The sequence below is a fragment of the Pseudomonas simiae genome, from assembly GCF_000934565.1.
In the GTDB taxonomy this organism is placed as follows: domain Bacteria; phylum Pseudomonadota; class Gammaproteobacteria; order Pseudomonadales; family Pseudomonadaceae; genus Aquipseudomonas; species Aquipseudomonas simiae.
Genome location: NZ_CP010896.1, coordinates 377,780 through 395,259, shown reverse-complemented (window position 1 = coordinate 395,259; position 17,480 = coordinate 377,780). Strand labels below are relative to the sequence as shown.

Here is a 17,480-nt window from a genome sequence, read left to right as displayed (position 1 = left end):
CTCCTCAAACAGTGACATCGACGCCGTGGCGTACGACGCGTTTATCCAGCTCGCCGCCCAGCCAATAGGCCAGGTCGGCGGGGCGATCAATCTGCCAGGCGACAAAGTCCGCGACCTTGCCCGCTTCCAGCGAGCCGTGGGTGTCGCCCATGCCCAATGCGGTGGCCGCATGTTGGGTGGCGCCCGCCAAGGCTTCTTCCGGGGTCATGCGGAACAGCGTGCAGGCCATGTTCAGCATCAGGCGCACCGACAGTGCCGGCGAGGTGCCGGGGTTGAGGTCGCTGGCAATGGCGATCTTCACGCCGTGCTTGCGCAGGGCATCCATCGGCGGTAGCTGGGTTTCGCGCAGGAAGTAGAAGGCGCCCGGCAGCAGCACCGCAACGGTGCCGGAGGCGGCCATGGCGATGGCATCGTCTTCGGTCATGAATTCCAGGTGATCCGCCGACAGCGCCTGGTAACGCGCAGCCAGGCTGGAGCCGTGCAGCGACGACAGTTGCTCGGCGTGCAGCTTCACCGGCAGGCCCAACTGCTGGGCGACTTTGAACACGCGCTCCACCTGCTCGGTGGAAAACGCCAGGTATTCGCAGAACGCATCCACCGCGTCCACCAGACCTTCTGCCGCCAGTGCCGGCAGCATCTCGACGCAGATGTGGTCGATGTAATCGTCGGCGCGGTCTTTGTATTCGGGTGGCAAGGCATGGGCCGCCAGGCACGTAGCACGCACACTGACCGGCAGTGCTTCACCGAGGCGACGGGCCACCCGCAGCATTTTGCGTTCGTTGACCAGATCCAGCCCGTAGCCGGACTTGATCTCTACTGTGGTGACGCCGTCGCGCAGCAAACTGCGCAGGCGCTTGTGGGCGCTGGCGAACAGTTCATCCTCGGTCGCGGCACGGGTGGCGCGCACGGTGCTGGCAATACCGCCGCCCTTGGCCGCGATCTCGGCGTAGCTCACGCCTTCGAGGCGCTGCTCGAATTCGCCGCTGCGGTTGCCGCCGAACACCGTGTGGGTGTGGCAGTCGATCAGCCCGGGGGTGACCCACGCGCCTTGCAGGTCATGCACCTGGGCGTAATCTGCCATGGGTACCTGGCTGCGGGGGCCGATCCACTCAATGAGCGAACCGGCAGTCACCATGGCGGCATCCTCGATGATCGAGTAGTTGCCCTGTGCCATGGTTGCGACGTGGCAGTGTTGCCAAAGCGTTTTCATCAACGCCTCCCTAAGTTATCGATGAGACAAAGCCGCGTCGTAATGGACCTTGGCCGCTTGCCCTGCCGAAGGTTTGACCCACAGCAGGTACGCGACGACCAGCAACACGATCCACACGGCACCGACCAGCAAGGCGGCCTGGGTGTCCGGGAAATAACCCAGCACACCAAACACGAACAGCATGAAGACGATGGCGGCCGCTGGCGCGTAGGGCCAGAACGGCACGGGGAACTTCAGTTCGGCGACCTGTTCCTTGGTCATCGAGCGGCGCATGGCGACCTGGGTGAACAAGATCATCAGCCACACCCAAACAGTGGCGAAGGTCGCAATCGAGGCAATCACCAGAAACACGTTTTCCGGGATCAGGTAGTTGAGCACCACGCCGCCAAGCAGCGCCGCACCCATTACCACGACAGTCATCCAGGGCACGCCCTGTTTGGACAGTTGTGCAAAACCCTTGGGCGCCTGCCCTTGCTGGGCCAGGCCGTACATCATGCGACCCGCGCCGAAGATGTCACTGTTGATGGCCGAGACGGCCGCCGAGATCACGACGATATTGAGAATGGTCGCCGCCGAGCCGATGCCGAGGTTGCTGAAGATCTGCACGAACGGGCTGCCCTGGCTGCCGATCTGCGGCCACGGATAGATAGCCATCAGCACAAACAGGGTCAGCACGTAGAACAACAGAATGCGCAGCGGCACCGCGTTGATCGCCTTGGGGATCACGCGCTGTGGGTCCTTGGCTTCACCGGCGGTGATGCCGATGATTTCGATGCCGCCAAAAGCGAACATCACCACTGCAAAGGAGGCGATCAGACCGCCGATGCCGTTGGGCATGAAGCCGCCGTGGGCCCACAGGTTGCTGAGGCCGCTGGCCTGGGTTTCACCGGCCGAATGAATGCCGAACAGCATGATGCCAAAACCGCCGAGGATCATCGCCACAATGGCGCCGACCTTGAGCAACGACAGCCAGAACTCCATTTCGCCAAACACTTTGACGTTGCACAGGTTCAGGCCGCCAATCAAAAGCACAATGCCGAGCACCCAGACCCAACGCGCGACGTCGGGAAACCAGAAGCCCATGTAGATACCGAAAGCCGTCACGTCGGCGAGGCAGACGATGATCATTTCAAAGGCGTAGGTCCAGCCAAGAATGAACCCTGCCATAGGGCCCAGGTAAGTGCTGGCGTACTGGCCGAAAGAACCGGCCACCGGGTTGTGCACAGCCATTTCGCCGAGGGCGCGCATCACCATGAATACGGCGGCGCCACCGATCAGGTAGGCCAGCAGCACGGCAGGGCCAGCCATCTGGATGGCGGAGGCGGAGCCATAGAACAGCCCGGTGCCGATCGCGGAACCGAGTGCCATGAAGCGAATATGTCGGGCGCTGAGCCCGCGTTTCAAACCCTTTTCTTGCTGTTGCATTTCTCTTCCCTAGTTATTGTTATCCCGAGAAAATCTGAATCTGCAAAAGATCAAATGTGGGAGCTGGCTTGCCTGCGATGGCGGTGTATCAATCACACATGCTTCAACTGACAGATAGCTATCGCAGGCAAGCCAGCGCCCTCAATGGTCCGCTGTCGCGCTTAAAGGCTCGGCAGGAGATTGGCCGGCACCAACTCATTCAGGCAGCGGCTGGCCAACAGCTCGCTGGCGGCGTTGATGTCCGGCGCGAAGAAACGGTCCTTCTCATAGAACGCCACTTTGCCGCGCAGAATCCCGCGCGCCTTTTCAAGCGCAGGTGACGTTTTCAGGCCTTCACGCAGGTCCAGGCCCTGACACGCGGCAAGCCATTCCACGGCGAGAACGCCACGGGTGTTCTCGGCCATTTCCCACAGGCGCTTGCCCGCAGCTGGGGCCATGGACACGTGGTCTTCCTGGTTGGCCGAGGTCGGCAGGCTGTCGACGCTATGGGGATGGGCCAGCGCCTTGTTTTCGCTGGCGAGCGCAGCGGCGGTCACCTGGGCGATCATGAAGCCGGAGTTCACGCCGCCATTGCCCACCAGAAACGGCGGCAGTTGCGACATGTGCTTGTCCATCATCAGCGAGATACGACGCTCGCTGAGGGAGCCGATTTCAGCGATGGCCAGCGCCATGTTATCGGCCGCCATGGCAACCGGTTCGGCGTGGAAGTTACCGCCGGAAATCACGTCGCCTTGTGCGGCAAATACCAGCGGGTTATCCGACACGGCATTGGCTTCTACCACCAGTACCTCGGCGGCCTGGCGGAACTGGGTCAGGCAGGCGCCCATGACTTGTGGTTGGCAGCGCAGGGAGTACGGGTCCTGCACTTTGTCGCAGTTCTGGTGCGACTGGGACACCTGGCTGCTTTCACCCAGCAGATGACGATAGGCCGCAGCCGAATCGATCTGCCCACGCTGGCCGCGCGCGGCGTGAATCCGTGCGTCGAACGGCGAGCGCGAGCCCAGCACCGCTTCCACGGTGAGCGCGCCGCACGCCAGGGCACCGGCGAACAGGTCTTCGCCTTCAAACAGGCCACGCAACGCATAGGCGGTGGACACTTGGGTGCCGTTAAGCAGCGCCAGGCCTTCTTTGGCGGCAAGGGTCAGCGGGGTCAAACCGGCGACTTTCAGCGCCTCGGTCGCTTCCAGCCACTCGCCCTTGTAGCGCGCCTTGCCTTCGCCCAGCAGCACCAGGGACATGTGCGCCAATGGCGCCAAGTCACCGGAGGCACCGACCGAACCTTTCAAAGGAATATGCGGGTACACCTCGGCGTTGATCAGCGCGATCAGCGCGTCGATCACCTGGCGGCGGATTCCGGAGAACCCACGGCTCAGACTGTTGACCTTGAGCACCATGACCAGCCGCACCAGTGCGTCGCTGATCGGCTCACCCACGCCGGCGGCATGGGACAACACCAGGGAACGCTGGAGGTTTTCCAGGTCTTCGCTGGCGATGCGGGTCGAAGCCAGCAGGCCGAAACCCGTGTTGATGCCATAGGCGGTGCGGTTCTCGGCGAGAATCTGCTCCACGCAGGCAACACTGGCTTCGATCTGCGCCGTGGCGCTGTCATCCAGGCTAAGGGTTACCGGCTGCTGGTAGATAGCTCGCAGTTGGGCAAGGCTCAGTTGACCTGGAATCAGGTTTAGCGCAGTCACATTCATACTCCTTTTGAATTGTTCTTTTGAATTGGTTTTCAGTGGAAATTCGGTAAATCGGTGTCTTTGAGCAGCTTGGCGGCGGCCGCAATGTCTGGCGCCAGCCAGCGGTCCTGCTCATAGGCCGGCACCACTTCACGCAACAGGCGCCAGGCGCGGTCAGTGCCGGCGCCGAAGCGTTGCTCTTTGAGGAACTCAAACGCCTGGGCCGCCAGCAGGTACTCGATAGCGAGGATCTGCGTCACGTTGGCCAGCACCTGGTGCAGCTTGAGCGCGGCATTGGTGCCCATGCTCAGGTGGTCTTCCTGCAGGCCCGAGGTGACGAAGTTGTCGAGCACCGCCGGTTGTGCCAATTGGCGGTTTTGCCCACACAGCGAAGCGGCGACGTACTGCACGATCATCATCCCGGAGTTGACCCCTGGGTTGCTCACCAGGAACGCCGGCAAGCCGCTGACGTGCGGGTTGATCAGACGGTCCAGGCGACGTTCGGCCACCGCGCCGATTTCGGCCATGGCAATCGCCAGCATGTCCGCCGCCAGCGCCACAGACTGTCCATGCGGGTTGGCCTGGGACACCACGCGGTAGTGGTCCGGCGTGCCGAGCACCAACGGGTTGTCGGTGGCGCTGTTGAGTTCGGTCTCGATCTGGCGGGTGGCGTGTTCTACCTGATCGCGCGCCGCACCATGGATCTGCGGGATCGAGCGGATACTCAGGGCGTCCTGGGTGCGAATGCCTTGGCTGCTGGCGATCACTTCGCTGCCATCAAGCAAGGCGCGCAGGTTGATGCCCACTTGTTGCATGCCTGGGTGGGGTTTGAGGGCGATGATTTCTTCGTCAAACGCGTCGATCTGGCCGCGCTGGGCTTCGAAGCTCATGGCGCCGATCACATCGGCCCATTGCAACAAGTGATGGGCGTCGGCCAGGGCCAGGCAGCTCAGGCCGGTCATGCACGGCGTGCCATTGACCAGGCACAGGCCGTCCTTGGCGCCCAGCACTACCGGGTGTAAACCTTCCGCGCTTAATGCTTCTTGAGCCGGGACGATCCGGCCTTGATAACTCACAGTGCCCACACCCAGCAGGGCCACTCCGACATGGGCCATATGGGTCAAATAACCCACCGACCCCTGGGACGGCACTTGCGGTGTGATGCCATGGTTGAGCAACGCCAGCAACGAGTGCACCACCTGCGGATGCAGGCCGGATTTGCCGTGGCTGTAGTTGATGATCGCCGCGCAGATGATCGCGCGGGTCTGCTCGTCACTCAGTACCGGGCCGACGCCGCAGGCATGGCTCAGCAAGGTGTTACGCGACAACTGGCTGAGTTGTTCACCCTTGAGCGACACATTGCACAACGCGCCCAGGCCGGTGTTCACGCCATAGGCGCGCTCGCCGCTGGTGACAATGCGCTGCACGATCGCCTGGGCATTGTCGATGCGCGCCCAGGCCTGGCCCGAAAGCTCCAGGACAGCGCCATGACGGGCGACGGCGGCTACGTCCTGCCAGCGCAATGGCGCATCGGCGATGGTGATTTTTGTTGCCTGGGACATCTTCATACCTTCTTTAATTCTTGTGCAGCTTTGCCGGCCTCTTCGCGAGCAAGCCCGGCTCCCACAGCTGAACTGTGTGAACCGATTAACTTGTGGGAGCTGGCTTGTCGAATCGTCGCACCGCTGCGATAGCGCCAGCCGGCTCACCACAAGGTCGAAATCAGACCACCGCGGCCCGCCGCTGGACAAACCGATCCACATACTCATCCGCCGGCGAATGCAGGATCTCCCGAGGCGTGCCGACCTGGATAAGCTTGCCGTCCTTGAGGATCGCAATGCGGTTGCCGATACGCACGGCCTCATCGAGGTCATGGGTGATGAACACGATGGTTTTGTGCAGGGTCTTTTGCAGCTCCAGTAATTGGTCCTGCATCTCGGCGCGGATCAGCGGGTCGAGGGCGCTGAAGGCCTCGTCCATCAGGATGATGTCGGTATCCGCCGCCAATGCACGGGCCAGGCCGACGCGCTGGCGCATGCCGCCAGAGAGCTGGTGCGGATATTTGTTTTCGTAGCCCTTGAGGCCGACGGTTCCGATCCAGTGCAGGGCGCGTTCAGCGCACACCTGTTTGGTTTCACCCCGTACCTTCAGGCCGTAGGCGACGTTGTCGAGCACGCTCTTGTGGGGCAGCAGGCCGAAGCTCTGGAACACCATGCTGATCTTGTGCCGACGGAATTGGCGCAGGGCTTCCATGTCCAGTTGCAGGATGTCTTCGCCGTCCACCAGGATCGCGCCGCTGGTGGGATCGATCAGGCGGTTGAAGTGGCGCACCAACGTGGACTTGCCGGAACCCGACAAGCCCATGATCACGAAGATCTCACCCGTGCCGATGCTCAGGGACAGATCGTTCACGCCGACCACGCAGCCGGTCTCGGCAAGCACCTGGTCCTTGGTCTTGCCCTGGCCGATCAGCGACAGCGCATCCTTGGAGCGGGCGCCGAAGATCTTGAAGACGTTTTTAACTTCGATTTTGCTGACAGTAGTCATTTGCTCGCCTCATGCCGGGGACGACCATAGGCCTGGGTAATGCGGTCGATGACCACTGCGAGAATCACGATCGCCAAGCCGGCCTCAAGGCCACGCCCGACGTTGAGGGTCTGGATGCCGACAAGGACATCTTCACCCAAGCCTCGGGCGCCGATCATCGAGGCGATCACCACCATCGACAGCGCCATCATGGTGGTCTGGTTGATACCGGCCATGATGCTCGGCAACGCCAGCGGCAGCTGCACGCCGAACAGTTGCTGCCAACGGTTGGCACCGAAGGCGTTGATCGCTTCCATGACTTCGCCGTCGACTTGGCGAATCCCCAAATCTGTCAGGCGAATCAGCGGCGGTGCGGCGTAGATCACCGTGGCGAAAATCGCCGGGACCTTGCCCAGGCCGAACAGCATCAACACCGGGATCAGGTACACGAAGCTCGGCATGGTCTGCATGATGTCGAGCAGCGGCATCAGCACCGAGCGCAGGCGATTGCTGCGTGCGGACAGGATACCCAGCGGCACGCCGATCAACACCGAGATCACCGTGGCGACCATCATCAAGGCCAGGGTTTGCATCAGCTTGTCCCACAGGCCAACCGCACCTACGAGGAACAGCAAACCGACGATCACCGCCGTGGTCACCACCTTGCGGGTGGCGTGCCAGGCGACACCGCCGACGATGGCCAGCATCAGCCACCAGGGCGCTGCGCGCAGCAACCCTTCCAGGTTGACGATGGCCCACAGCAGGGTGTCGGAAATGTGCCGGAACACATCACCGTAGTTGGTGACCAATGAGTCCACCCAACCGTTGACCCAGTCGGCGATGGAAAACGTAAAACTCTCAGGAAACATATCGTGCTCTCGATCCAGTGGGTTGTGGCCAGGCGCCCGGCTGCCCCTCAGGGTAGCCGGGCACGCTTGACCTACAAGGCCGCGTCGATTTTCTTGGCTGCGTCGTCGCTCACCCAGGCGTGCCAGACTTCAGGATGTTCCTTGAGGAAAATTTTCGCCAGTTTTGGCGACTCAATGCGCTCCTTGGCCATGCGACCCAGGTTCTGGTTCAGCAGGTCGATAGGCAGGTTGACCTTTTCCAGCACAGCCACCAGTTCAGGCGCTTGCTCGTGGAAGGTCTTGGACAGGCCGACCTTGATGCTCACGCTTTTATCCACACCGGGCTTTTCTTCCAGCTTGACCAGGTCGACCTGGCCCATCAGCGGCGTTGGCGACCAGTAGTAGAACAGGATCGGCTCGCCACGCTTGTAGCTCGACAGCACGGCGGCATCCAGCGCCGGGCCGGTGCCTGGACGGAAGTTGGTATAGGTGCTTTCCAGGCCATAGCTTTTCAGCATCTCGCTGTTGTCCAGCTCGCAGGTCCAGCCAGCCGGGCAGTTGTAGAAACGGCCCTTGGACGGCTCTTCCTGATCCTTGAACACCGAGGCGTACTTGGCCAGGTCGGCAATATTTTTCAGGTCCGGTGCCTTGGCTTCCAGCTTGCGTTTGGCATCACCTTCGATCACATAACGCGGCACGTACCAGCCTTCGATAGCGCCGACAACCGGGGCGCCGACGCCGACGACTTTGCCGGCCTTCTCGGCCTTGTTCCAGACTTCACTGCGGCCCACCCATTCTTCGGCGAAGACCTGAATGTCGTTGCTGCTCAGGGCGTTTTCCATGGTGATGGAGTTGCCCGGCAGGCTGTCGGTTTTGCAGTCGTAGCCTTTTTCCAGCACGGTTTGCAGGATGTCGGTGAGCAACATGCCGCTTTCCCAGTTCAGGCCTGCGAATTTCACCGGCTTACCGGATTCGCACCAACCTGCCGCCTGGGCGCCAGCGCTTGCCAACACACCTGCAGAGAGCAAGGTGGCCATCAGGGTCTTATGCATTTTCATTGTTGTGACGCTCCCAATCTTGAAATGGATTACGGCAGTCAGTAGGCGTCCTGCCCTGTCCACGTCCCATCAGGCTTGTGCAGCCAGCCCGTTTGTTCTTGGTATAGCGCCCTGCTCTGTTGGCAGGATCAGTTGATCGGGCACCGTGCCGTGCCATTTTTTCGCACACAGGTAATACAGCGCTGCCGGCAGCACCAGACCGATGATCCAGGAAATATCCACATCCCCCAGCGCGGCCACCAAAGGGCCGGTGTAGAACTTGGTGGAGATGAACGGCAACTGCACCAGCACGCCGAACACGTACACGCTGATACCCAGCAGGTTCCAGCGACCGTAGCGACCGTTTGGGTCGGCCAGCGCCGGCACGTCATAGCGTTCACGGGTGATGCAGTAGTAGTCCACCAGGTTGATCGCGCTCCAGGGCGTGAAGAACGCCAACAGGAACAGGATGAAAGACTTGAATGCCCCGAGGAACGAATGCTGGCCGAGCAACGCGATCAAGGTCGCCGTGCCGACAATCGCCAGCACGAACACCAGACGCTGCAAGCGCGTGACCTCCAGGCGACCGCGAAAGCCGCTGATGATGGTCGCGATGCACATGAAGCTGCCATAGGAGTTCAGCGTCGAGATGGTGACCTTGCCGAAGGCGATGCTGAAGTACAGCAGCGCAGCGGTGGCACCCGTACCACTCAAGCCCACGATGTAGGCGACTTCGTGACCGGCGAATTGCCCGTTGGACATCGCCGCGGCAAACACGCCGAGGATCATTGCCACCTGCGCGCCAATCACCGAACCCGCACCCGCGGCGAGAAAGGTTTTCAGCGAGGAGGTGTTGCTCGGCAAATAGCGTGAGTAGTCCGCCACGTAGGGGCCGAAGGCGATCTGCCAGGAGGCCGCGAGCGACACCGCCAGCAGGAAGCTGCTCCAGCTGAAATGGCGAATCTGCAAGAGTGCGCCAACGTCGGTCTGGCTCATCAGACGGCTGAACAGGTAGACAAAGGCAATCACGCCAATGACGCTGGCGACACGGCCGATGAAATGGATCACCCGATAACCGAGCACCGTGACCAGCACGATGACACTGGCGAAAATCAGGATACCGACGCTGTCGCTGACCCCGAATAACTGACCCAGCGCCTGACCGGAAAGTACCGTTCCGGTGGCGGTGAAGCCGAGGTACATCAGGCACACCAGCACAATCGGGATCGCCGCGCCATACACCCCAAACTGCACCCGGCTGGAGATCATCTGCGGCAGGCCGAGCTTGGGCCCTTGCGCCGCATGCAACGCCATGACGCCACCGCCGATCAATTGACCGACCAACAGGCCGATCAACGACCAGAACACATCACCGCCCAGCACCACGGCCAAGGCCCCGGTGACAATCGCGGTGATCTGCAGGTTGGCACCCATCCACAGGGTGAACTGGCTAAATAGACGACCGTGTCTTTCCGCTTCCGGGATGTAGTCGATCGAACGCCTTTCGATCAACGGGGTGGTGCTTGCACGTGCGTCATTTGCAGCCATGTGTGTTCAACCTCTGATGGATTGTTTCCTGGTTCACTGCAGATCAAATGTGGGAGCGGGCGTGCTCGCGAAAGCGGACGTCCAGTCAATCTTTCTGTAGCTGACCCACCGCATTCGCGAGCCAGCCCGCTTCCACATTAGCTATTTGATCATCGGGAGATTGAGGCCCTGCTCTTTGGCGCAATCGATGGCGATCTGGTAACCGGCGTCCGCGTGACGCATCACACCGGTGGCCGGGTCGTTGTGCAGTACACGGGCAATGCGCTCGGCCGCTTCATCGGTACCGTCGCAGACGATGACCATGCCGGAGTGCTGGGAGAAGCCCATGCCCACGCCGCCACCGTGGTGCAGCGACACCCAGGTCGCGCCGCTGGCAGTGTTGAGCAAGGCGTTGAGCAGTGGCCAATCGGACACGGCGTCGGAGCCGTCCTGCATGGCTTCGGTTTCGCGGTTCGGGCTTGCGACCGAGCCGGAGTCCAGGTGATCACGGCCGATCACGACCGGTGCCGACAGCTCGCCGCTGCGTACCATTTCGTTGAACGCCAGGCCCAGCTTGGCGCGCTGGCCCAGGCCAACCCAGCAGATTCGCGCCGGCAGGCCCTGGAAGCTGATGCGCTCACGCGCCATGTCCAGCCAGTTGTGCAGGTGGGCGTCGTCTGGGATCAGCTCTTTGACCTTGGCGTCGGTCTTGTAGATGTCCTGCGGGTCACCGGACAGCGCCGCCCAACGGAACGGGCCGATGCCACGGCAGAACAGTGGGCGGATGTAGGCCGGGACGAAACCTGGGAAGTCGAATGCGTTTTCCACGCCTTCTTCTTGCGCCATCTGACGAATGTTGTTGCCGTAGTCGAAGGTCGGGATGCCTTGTTTCTGGAATTCCAGCATGGCTTTGACGTGTACGGCCATCGACTGCTTGGCGGCCTTGATCACGGCAGCAGGCTCGGTCTTGGCGCGGGCGCGGTATTCGTCCCAGGTCCAACCGGCCGGCAGGTAGCCGTTGAGGGGGTCGTGGGCGCTGGTCTGGTCGGTGACCATGTCCGGACGCACGCCGCGCTTGACCAGTTCCGGCAGGATTTCCGCCGCGTTGCCCAGCAGGGCGACAGAGATGGCCTTGCCTTCCTTGGTGTACTTGGCGATACGCGCCAGGGCGTCGTCGAGATCGGTGGCTTGCTCATCGACGTAGCGGCTGTTGAGACGGAAGTCGATGCTAACCTGCTGGCACTCAATGTTCAGCGAGCAGGCACCGGCCAGGGTTGCCGCCAAAGGCTGCGCGCCGCCCATGCCGCCGAGACCGGCGGTGAGTACCCAACGGCCGGTAAGGTCGCTGTTGTAGTGCTGGCGGCCGGCTTCAACGAAGGTTTCGTAAGTGCCCTGGACGATGCCTTGGCTGCCGATGTAGATCCAGCTGCCGGCGGTCATCTGGCCATACATGGCCAGGCCCTTGGCATCCAGTTCGTTGAAGTGTTCCCAGCTGGCCCAGTGTGGCACCAGGTTGGAGTTGGCGATCAGCACGCGCGGGGCATTGCTGTGGGTCTTGAATACGCCGACCGGCTTGCCGGATTGCACCAGCAGGGTTTCGTCGTCATTCAGATGAGTGAGGCTCTCGACGATCTGGTCGTAGCACTCCCAGTTACGCGCTGCACGGCCGATACCGCCGTACACCACCAATTCTTTCGGGTTCTCGGCCACTTGCGGGTCAAGGTTGTTCATGAGCATGCGCAGCGGCGCTTCAGTCAGCCAGCTTTTGGCGGTGAGCTTGTTACCGTGGGCGGCACGGATTTCGACGTCACGGTACTTTGTAGGCTTGGTCACAGCTAGGACTCCTCGGCGATCGATGCGCGAACATGGATGGTGCGAAGCAGAGTCTTACGCACACATCTTTACTTGTACATACAAGCATATGCAATCAAGCGGCCAACTTCCCGAGGGCGCCGTGCGGATTTTTTTCGAAGTCGAGCTCAAGCCTTGGAAAATAAGGCTTTGAGACTTTATGAAATTTCTTGCGGAGGCGTTTTGCTGCGCGAAAGGTTTGTCACGACAGCGGGGTTTTGCGCCACGCTGGGGCATTTGGTAACAAATTGGTGCGAGGGGCAGGAAACAGAATTTGTGCTTACCACAAAACAAATGTGGGAGCGGGCTCGCTCGCAAATGCAGTGGGTCAGCCAGCCTATCTGGCGCTGATACACCGCATTCGCGAGCAAGCCCGCTCCCACAGTTTTAACCGCGCGGAGTCAGCTCGATGATGCAGCTGCGGCCACTGACGGAGATGTCCAACACGCCAGTGTTACCGTCCACTTGCAGGCAATCGTGATGACCCAGCTTCTGGTCCAACACCTTCACTTCATCAGCCACGCTGAACACCAGCACCGTCTGCGCGGTACTGAAAAAACGCTGCACACCGTCGATCCACTGTAGGCGGGCGTGGTAACGCTGTGGCGAATAGATCAGGTTGAAATCGCGGATCGGGCCAGTGATGAGCCGGCACGACACCTGGCTGTCACCTTTGAACGCGAACGGTTGCAGCGGTAACAACCCGCGCTGTTCCTCACCATCCACGGTCAACACCATGCCCGCGCCTTTGATCACAGTGATCACGCGCTGGTAGCCGGCGAATGTGGAGAACCCGCCCGACTCACCGATATCGGCAATCGACAGGCGCCAGCCAAAACCATCCAGGCCAGTACCGGCATCGCGGGTAATTTCTTCGGTGCTGCCGCCGCCGTTTTTCCACGGCATGCGTACGTAATCGGCGGCGCGCCAGACTTTTACCGAACTCATTTACTGAAACGTCCTTCCAGGCTGTGACGGGAACCGGGGTGGATCAAACGCGCGGCGGTCACCGGCTGGCGGCCCGACCAGGTGCGTCGGCGAATCAACAGGCACGGTTCGGTGGGTTCGATCTGCAGCAGCTTGCACTCGGCCGCGTCGGCGAGGATGGCTTCGACCACGTGCTCGCCTTCGGTCAGTGGCGCCACCTGGTTCAGGTAGGCGTAGGGCGTTTGCTGGGTGAAATCCTGCTGCAGGTATTCCGGCGCGACCAGGGCGTTGACGAAACGGTCTTCGATTTGCACGGGAATATCGTTTTCGAAGTGCACGATCAACGAGTGGAATACCCGTCCACCTTCGCGCATCTCCAGGGCGACGGCGCGCTCGGAACCGGCGGCCTCTTCGCCCAGGTGGATGACCTGGCAGGTATGCCGATGACCGCGGGAGGCGATCTCATCGGCAATGTTGTGCACTTCGAACAGGGCAGACTGGCTCTTGGGCTCAGCGACAAAGGTGCCGACACCCTGCATGCGCACCAACAACCCTTCGGCGGTGAGCTCGCGCAGGGCGCGGTTGATGGTCATGCGGCTGAAACCCAGCTGGCTGACCAGTTCGCTCTCCGACGGCACGCGGTAATGAGGCGGCCAGTTGCCGTTGAGAATCTGCTGACTGATCATCTGTTTGACGCGGGCATACAAGGGCGCCGGACTTTCGTCCATGTGGGCAGCCAGCGAAGACTTGGCAGGCGGAGTCGGCACAGGGAATCCTTGCAGGGGGAAAAGATGCATAGATTGCCGGAGTTTACCGAGCAGGCAAACGTCTGTATATGTATATACAAATAAACACACGACCGGGGTGCCTTGATCATGTCCGCTTTCTTTGCCGAACGCGCGCTGCTGCCTAATGGATGGGCCAATAATGTACGTCTTGAAGTCAGCGCCGATGGCCTGCTGATCAAAGTAGAGGCCAATGCCAGGGCAGACGGTGCAGAACGGCTGAGAGGCCCTGTGTTGGCGGGCATGCCGAACCTGCACTCCCATGCATTCCAGCGTGCCATGGCCGGTTTGGCGGAAGTTGCCGGTAACCCGAATGACAGTTTCTGGACCTGGCGCGACCTGATGTATCGCATGGTGGGCAAGATCAACCCGGATCAATTGCAGGTGATCGCACGCCAGCTGTACATCGAAATGCTCAAGGCCGGCTACACGTCGGTGGCCGAATTCCACTATGTGCACCATGACATCAGCGGCCAGCCGTATGCCGATCGTACGGAGCTGTCGCGGCAGATCAGCCAGGCGGCAGCCAGCAGCGGGATTGGCCTGACACTGGTGCCAGTGCTTTACACCCACTCCGGGTTTGGCGGCCAGGCGCCAAATGAAGGCCAGCGACGGTTTATCAACAGCACCGAACACTACCTGGACCTGCAGGCGCAGTTGAAACCCATCCTCGCCGCACAACCGGCGCAACAGTTGGGGTTGTGTTTCCACTCGTTGCGTGCGGTGACGCCCGAACAAATCAATGCAGTGCTGGCCGCCAGCGACAAAGCGTGCCCGGTGCATATCCACATCGCCGAACAGCAAAAAGAAGTCGATGACTGCCTGGCCTGGAGCGGCAAACGCCCGCTGCAATGGCTGTATGACAACGTAGAAGTGGATGAGCGCTGGTGCCTGGTGCATGCCACCCATGCCGATGCGGATGAAGTCGCGCGCATGGCCAAGAGCCGTGCGATTGCCGGCTTGTGCCTGACCACCGAGGCCAACCTGGGTGACGGGATTTTCCCGGCGGTGGATTTTCTCGCCCAGGGCGGACGCATGGGCATCGGGTCCGACAGCCATGTATCACTGAGCGTGGTGGAAGAGTTGCGTTGGCTGGAATACGGCCAGCGCTTGCGCGATCAGCGGCGTAACCGGCTGTATCGCGGTGATCAGCCGATGGTCGGCCGCACGCTGTTTGATGCCGCGCTGGACGGTGGTGCCCAAGCGCTGGGGCAGCCGATTGGTCGATTGGAAGTGGGTAAGCGAGCGGATTGGATTGTGCTGGACGGTAATGATCCGTACCTGGCGACGGCAACGGAGGACGGGATTCTCAATCGCTGGCTGTTCGCAGGCGGAGATCGGCAGGTGCGGGATGTGCTGGTCAATGGGAAGTGGGTGGTGCGCGATGGGCACCACGCCGGTGAAGAGGACAGCAATCGCGCCTTCACACAGGTATTAAAGGACCTACTCGGTTAAAACTGTGGGAGCGGGGTTGCTGGCGAATGCGGTGTGCCAGTCATTGCATCTGTCGACTGACACGCCGCATTCGTGAGCAAGCCCGCTCCCACATTTTGATCCGCATTGATTCAGGGTTATTGCGAGGTCTTCGCCATCTGCTTGTCCGACGTGCGCCAGATCAAACGTGTGGTGTCATACCCCTGTTGCCGCGCCCTGCTCAGCAGGTCTTCGCGGGTGTCCGCATTGACCGTCGGCGTGCGCGACAAGATCCACATGTAGCGCCGGCTAGGGCTGCCGACGATCGCAGTCTTGTAGTCATCGCTGACATACAGCACCCAGTAGTCGCCCTTGGCGACGCCGGGTAACAGCGCGGTAAACCAGTTATTGAATTCCACCCAGAGCTTGTCGGTCTTGCCTGGCACTTGCGGGGTGGCGGTGCCCTTGGCTTCTTCCCACTTCCATTCGGTCGTCAAGCAACGGTTGAACACCGACATATCGCCATCGGGCAACAGGGTGTAGCGCGCTTCGGACTGGGCGCAATTGCGCTGGAAATACATCGGCAATCGGGCCAACTCATACCAGGTGCCCTGGTAACGCTTGAGGTTGACGCTGCCGGCTGTCTTGGGTTGCAGATCATCGCCAGAATGGCTGGCGCAGCCCGCCAAAAACAGGCTGGCACAAAGGAACAAAACAAAACGCATCATTCTTCTTCTCCCGCAGGCTCTCGCCCCGGTTTACTTCAGGCCTTGCCCGGAAAACATCAGAACTTTGTCACCGGCATATTGAACGCTGATAAAGCTGGTTTTATCGCCCCAGGTGCAACTGGACATGCCCAGCGCGCCGGAACAATCGGTCGGCTTACCCAGCAACGACTCCACTTCAGCCTTGGCCATGCCAGCCGACAACTTCGCGTAGTTTTCTTGGTTGACCTTGCTGCAAGCGCCCAACAACACGCAAAAAGCCAGCAAAGCGAGACGGCGTAACGACATGGAAAAACTCCTGGAGGGACGAAGCAGCGTGGGTATCTGCCAGAAGCTTAGAAGGGAAAAGAGGTGTCTGGTTCCCGATGAACGAAAACAAAAAAACCCCGAAAACGCTGAAACGTTTCGGGGCTTCTTCAAGGGTGAACCGGCTCACAACAACGCCGGTCACTTATCGCATCAACTTACTTCTTGTGATAGGCCGTCACACGCTCAACTTCTTCCTTTGAACCCAGGAACACCGCCACACGCTGGTGCAGGCCTTCAGGCTGGATGTCGAGGATGCGCTGGTGGCCGTCGGTGGACGCGCCGCCCGCTTGCTCGACCAGGAAGGACATCGGGTTGGCTTCGTACATCAGGCGCAGCTTACCTGGCTTGGACGGCTCGCGGCTGTCGCGTGGGTACATGAACAAGCCACCACGGGTCAGGATGCGGTGCACGTCGGCGACCATCGCGGCGACCCAGCGCATGTTGAAGTTTTTCTTCAACGGGCCTTCTTCGCCTTCCATCAGTTCGTTGACGTAGCGCTTCACCGGCTCTTCCCAGTGACGCTGGTTGGACATGTTGATCGCGAATTCCTGGGTGGAAGCCGGGATGGAGATGTCTTCGTGGGTCAGTACGAAGCTGCCCATTTCGCGGTCCAGTGTGAAGCCTTTGACGCCGTCGCCCAGGGTCAGTACCAGCATGGTCTGCGGGCCGTAGATGGCGTAGCCGGCAGCGACCTGCTCGGTGCCTGGCTGCAGGAAGGCCTTTTCGTTCAGGGCTTCGTTCTGGCTCAGGTATTCGTTCGGGCAACGCAATACCGAGAAGATGGTGCCGACCGGGGCGTTGATGTCGATGTTGGACGAGCCGTCCAGTGGGTCGAACACCAGCAGGTAGGCGCCTTTCGGGTATTTGCCGGGGATCTGGTAGGCATTGTCCATTTCTTCGGACGCCATGCCGGCCAGGTGACCGCCCCACTCGTTGGCTTCGAGCAGAATCTCGTTGGAGAGCACGTCGAGCTTCTTCTGCACTTCGCCCTGCACGTTTTCGGTGCCCATGCTGCCCAGGACACCACCCAGTGCGCCTTTGGACACGGCGTGGCTGATTTCCTTGCAAGCACGCGCCACCACTTCGATAAGGAAGCGCAGATCGGCAGGCGTGTTGTTGCTGCGGGTCTGCTCAATCAAATAGCGACTCAAGGTAACGCGGGACATGTAAGGCTCCGGAAAATGGGGGGCTTGAAAACCCGCGCAGTTTAACGCGAGT

General features: G+C 60.8%; 15 protein-coding genes. 1 reads left to right on the top strand and 14 read right to left on the bottom strand.

Annotation, left to right across the window (positions count from 1 at the left end):
- Positions 1 to 4: 4 nt before the first annotated feature.
- The 11 genes from hutI to hutC form a co-directional block, all read right to left on the bottom strand.
- Complete coding sequence (gene hutI / locus PF1751_RS01760; RefSeq protein ID WP_044286508.1) at positions 5 to 1,210, bottom strand: imidazolonepropionase; 1,206 nt, start codon at positions 1,208 to 1,210, stop codon at positions 5 to 7.
- A 15-nt stretch (positions 1,211 to 1,225) separates the two neighbouring features.
- A complete protein-coding gene (locus tag PF1751_RS01755) occupies positions 1,226 to 2,635 on the bottom strand; it encodes an amino acid permease (RefSeq protein ID WP_010213837.1) in 1,410 nt (469 codons plus the stop codon).
- Positions 2,636 to 2,796: 161 nt separating this feature from the next.
- Positions 2,797 to 4,335: a histidine ammonia-lyase gene (gene hutH / locus PF1751_RS01750; protein WP_085989249.1), complete on the bottom strand. Its 1,539-nt coding sequence runs from the start codon at positions 4,333 to 4,335 to the stop codon at positions 2,797 to 2,799.
- 32 nt (positions 4,336 to 4,367) lie between these two features.
- A complete protein-coding gene (gene hutH, locus PF1751_RS01745) occupies positions 4,368 to 5,876 on the bottom strand; it encodes a histidine ammonia-lyase (protein WP_029529263.1) in 1,509 nt (502 codons plus the stop codon).
- A gap of 160 nt (positions 5,877 to 6,036) precedes the next feature.
- Entirely contained in the window at positions 6,037 to 6,861 is an 825-nt protein-coding gene (locus PF1751_RS01740; RefSeq protein WP_010213841.1) for a quaternary amine ABC transporter ATP-binding protein, read from the bottom strand.
- Positions 6,858 to 7,709 (bottom strand): ABC transporter permease, encoded by an 852-nt coding sequence (locus tag PF1751_RS01735; RefSeq protein ID WP_010213842.1) that lies wholly within the window; start codon positions 7,707 to 7,709, stop codon positions 6,858 to 6,860. Before PF1751_RS01735 ends, PF1751_RS01740 begins: the two co-directional genes overlap by 4 nt.
- Positions 7,710 to 7,780: 71 nt before the next feature.
- A complete protein-coding gene (locus PF1751_RS01730) occupies positions 7,781 to 8,746 on the bottom strand; it encodes an ABC transporter substrate-binding protein (RefSeq protein ID WP_010213844.1) in 966 nt (321 codons plus the stop codon).
- Between the two features lie 69 nt (positions 8,747 to 8,815).
- On the bottom strand, positions 8,816 to 10,273 hold the full coding sequence (locus tag PF1751_RS01725) for a purine-cytosine permease family protein (RefSeq protein WP_010213845.1): 1,458 nt from the start codon (positions 10,271 to 10,273) through the stop codon (positions 8,816 to 8,818).
- Positions 10,274 to 10,414: 141 nt separating this feature from the next.
- Positions 10,415 to 12,085, bottom strand: a complete 1,671-nt coding sequence (gene hutU, locus PF1751_RS01720) for a urocanate hydratase (RefSeq protein ID WP_010213847.1) — start codon at positions 12,083 to 12,085, stop codon at positions 10,415 to 10,417.
- A 405-nt stretch (positions 12,086 to 12,490) separates the two neighbouring features.
- On the bottom strand, positions 12,491 to 13,051 hold the full coding sequence (locus PF1751_RS01715) for a HutD/Ves family protein (protein ID WP_044286506.1): 561 nt from the start codon (positions 13,049 to 13,051) through the stop codon (positions 12,491 to 12,493).
- Positions 13,048 to 13,758, bottom strand: coding sequence for a histidine utilization repressor (hutC, locus tag PF1751_RS01710; protein ID WP_232920667.1), 711 nt, complete (start codon positions 13,756 to 13,758; stop codon positions 13,048 to 13,050). Before hutC ends, PF1751_RS01715 begins: the two co-directional genes overlap by 4 nt.
- Positions 13,759 to 13,905: 147 nt before the next feature.
- Here hutC and PF1751_RS01705 point away from each other — a divergent pair, with 147 nt between their 5' ends.
- The gene (locus PF1751_RS01705; RefSeq protein WP_044286505.1) at positions 13,906 to 15,270 is read left to right on the top strand and encodes a formimidoylglutamate deiminase; all 1,365 of its coding nucleotides are present in this window, start codon (positions 13,906 to 13,908) and stop codon (positions 15,268 to 15,270) included.
- A gap of 116 nt (positions 15,271 to 15,386) precedes the next feature.
- Here PF1751_RS01705 and PF1751_RS01700 read toward each other — a convergent pair whose 3' ends face one another.
- From PF1751_RS01700 to PF1751_RS01690, 3 genes are all read right to left on the bottom strand, one after another.
- On the bottom strand, positions 15,387 to 15,956 hold the full coding sequence (locus tag PF1751_RS01700; protein ID WP_010213852.1) for a lipocalin family protein: 570 nt from the start codon (positions 15,954 to 15,956) through the stop codon (positions 15,387 to 15,389).
- Positions 15,957 to 15,986: 30 nt separating this feature from the next.
- The gene (locus PF1751_RS01695; protein ID WP_010213853.1) at positions 15,987 to 16,241 is read right to left on the bottom strand and encodes a hypothetical protein; all 255 of its coding nucleotides are present in this window, start codon (positions 16,239 to 16,241) and stop codon (positions 15,987 to 15,989) included.
- Between the two features lie 176 nt (positions 16,242 to 16,417).
- Positions 16,418 to 17,428, bottom strand: coding sequence for a class 1 fructose-bisphosphatase (locus tag PF1751_RS01690; RefSeq protein ID WP_003187818.1), 1,011 nt, complete (start codon positions 17,426 to 17,428; stop codon positions 16,418 to 16,420).
- Between the last annotated feature and the right edge of the window lie 52 nt (positions 17,429 to 17,480).